1 protein-coding gene is annotated in these 1,193 nt (G+C 65.2%); it reads left to right on the top strand.

Features of this window, described 5'->3' with window-relative positions; genetic code table 11:
• Window positions 1-1,193, top strand: a 1,193-nt coding sequence (locus EOA27_RS37230; protein WP_145970856.1) for a (Fe-S)-binding protein, incomplete at both ends; no start/stop codon positions are given.

Here is a 1,193-nt window from a genome sequence, read left to right as displayed (position 1 = left end):
ATTCTATGGACCGTCACGCTGGCGGCCGCCGCGCTCACGGCTTGGCGTTCCCGCCGCTACATCGCCGCGCTGGCGCAGGCGCCGGGCGCCAGCCGTTTCGACCAACCCTGGCGCCGCCTTGAAGGCGTCGCCATCGCGATCGGGCTGCATCGCAAGATGCTTCGCAAGCCGCTGTCGGGGGTCCTGCACGCGCTGATCTTCGTTTCGTTCTTTGTCCTGTTCACCGTCACGGTCGAGGCGTTCGGCTCACGCCTGTTTCCCGGCTTTTCACTCGCGCCAGTTGGCGGCGACAGCTGGATCGCCTTGCTCCAGGATTTGTTCGCGGTGCTGATGCTGCTGGGTCTCGGCCTGGCCGTCTACCAGCGCTATATCCTGAAGCCGGCGCGGTTCAGGGGTTCGAGCGGAACCGATGCGGCGATCATTTATGTGCTCATCCTGCTCATCGTCTCATCCCTGCTGATCGAGGCCGGCGCACGGATCCTCGGCGGTGCCGACGGCTCATGGCGGCCGGTCGCGTCGCTTATAGCCGATCTGCTCCGTGCGTTGAGCTTTCCCGCCGATCCGGCGGAGCGGATCGCCTATTGGGTCCATATCGGCGCCATCCTCGCCTTCCTGATCTATATTCCAGGCTCGAAGCATCGGCACATGTTCCTGGCCGCGCCGAACATCTATTTTCGCAACCTCGAAGCGGCCGGGACCGCGCCCGCCGTGCCTCCCGATCGCGAGAGTCCGGGCGTGGCTTCGCTCGCCCAGTTCGACTGGAAGCAGCAGCTCGACCTCTTGTCCTGCACCGAGTGCGGACGCTGCCAGGCGGTCTGCCCGGCCTATGCCTCGGGCTTGCCTCTCAGCCCGAAGATGCTGATCACCGATATGCGCGACGCGCTGGCGAACGACGCGTCAACTCCTCTGGTCGGCGGAGTGATCGCCGAAGAGACGCTCTGGGCCTGCACGACCTGCCGCGCCTGCATGGAGGCCTGTCCGGTCGAGATCGAGCATCTGCCCAAGATCAACGACATGCGGCGCCATCTGGTCGATGAAGGTCATGTCAGCCCCATGCTCCAGGACGCGCTGTCGAACCTCACGCGCCTCGGGAACTCGATGGGCAAACCGTCGAAGATGCGGGCGCGCTGGACCAAGGAACTCGGCTTCCCGGTCAAGGACGCGCGCAGCGAACCGGTCGACGTGTTGTGGTT

Origin of the sequence: Mesorhizobium sp. M2A.F.Ca.ET.037.01.1.1, assembly GCF_003998075.1 — a bacterium.
GTDB lineage: Bacteria > Pseudomonadota > Alphaproteobacteria > Rhizobiales > Rhizobiaceae > Mesorhizobium.
Note: the sequence above shows the minus strand (reverse complement) of the source record. Positions and strands in the feature narration are given on the sequence as shown.